Below are 1,432 nucleotides of genomic sequence, written 5' to 3'. Positions count from 1 at the left end.
AAGCTCGACTTGTCCGCTGGCTACGCAGGCCGTGAACCGAAGTTCTCGCAGGCGCAGAAGGCCGCAGCCATCGAGCACTACCTCACCCATGACCGATGCATCGCGGCCACCATGAGGGCGCTGGGCTACCCCAGTCGTGGAACGCTTACCAAATGGGTGCGTGAGGCATTCCCTGAGGCCAGAAGGGCTCTGGTTGGCAGTGTGGGTCAACGAAGGTATCCCGAGAGCTTGAAGCAAGCGGGAGTCATGGAGCTTTGCACTCGGCAGGAAAGTGCGCAAACAGTGGCTGATAAGTTCGGCGTATGCCGGCCAACGTTGTACAACTGGAAGAACCAGCTGCTGGGACGTGAGGCACCCGCATCAATGAAACACACCGATCAATCACCGCAGGAGCGAGAGCGCGAAGAACTCGAGCGCCAGGTTGAGATACTGCGCCGCGAAGTCAGGCAACTGCGCCTTGAGCAGGACCTCTTGAACAAGGCCAATGAACTGTTAAAAAAAGGTCTGGGCGTCGATCTGCAGCTCCTGTCCAACCGGGAGAAGACACTGCTGATTGACGCCCTCAAGGAGCACTACCGCCTGCCAGAGCTCCTTGCACAGTTGGGTCTTGCACGCAGCTCATACTTCTACCATCGGTCCCGCACAGTGGTCGGCGACAAGTACCTTGTGGTGCGCCAGTCCCTTACCGAGATCTTTGAGTCCAACCACCGCTGCTACGGCTACCGCAGGCTGCAAGCCTCTCTGGCCAGAGAGCAAGGCCCGATCTCCGAGAAAGTGGTGCAGCGGCTGATGAAGCAAGAGAATCTGGTCGTCGCAAAGCCCAAGCGGCGCAGGTTCGCGTCCTACCTCGGCGAGATCAGCCCGGCACCAGATAACATCATCAACCGTGACTTCCAGGCGGCCACCCCAAATGAAAAGTGGCTCACGGACATTACAGAATTCCAGATCCCAGCAGGCAAGGTGTACCTGTCACCCATCATTGATTGCTTCGACGGCATGGTGGTGAGCTGGGCCATTGGAACGAGCCCGGACGCAGAGCTGGTCAACTCAATGCTGGATGCAGCTATTGAGACAGTGGCAGACACAAGCGATCGTCCAGTGGTCCACTCTGATCGTGGTGGCCACTACCGTTGGCCAGGCTGGCTCTCTAAGATGAGCGAGGCGAACCTCACCCGCTCGATGTCTCGCAAGGCCTGCTCTCCTGACAACGCGGCTTGCGAAGGCTTCTTCGGCCGCCTCAAGAACGAGTTGTTCTATCCTCGGGACTGGAAGGGCACGACCATCGCGCAGTTCATTGAGGTGGTCGACTCGTACATCCGCTGGTACAACGAGAAGCGGATCAAGATATCCCTTGGCTCTCTCAGCCCTGTCGAATACCGGGCGAGCCTTGGACTTGCGGCGTAAACCAGTCCAAGTTTTTATCCGCATCCCC

General features: G+C 58.2%; 1 protein-coding gene. It reads left to right on the top strand.

Going from position 1 to position 1,432, the window contains the following annotated elements:
• Window positions 1-1,404 (top strand): IS3 family transposase (locus HNP33_RS20820; protein WP_184711767.1); only part of this gene is annotated, 1,404 nt, incomplete at its 5' end.
• Between the last annotated feature and the right edge of the window lie 28 nt (window positions 1,405-1,432).

This window comes from Comamonas odontotermitis, from assembly GCF_014207855.1.
GTDB classification, from domain to species: Bacteria; Pseudomonadota; Gammaproteobacteria; order Burkholderiales; family Burkholderiaceae_C; genus Comamonas; species Comamonas odontotermitis_A.
The sequence above is the reverse complement of the archived record's forward strand: the minus strand, read 5'-3'. Positions and strand labels throughout refer to the sequence as shown.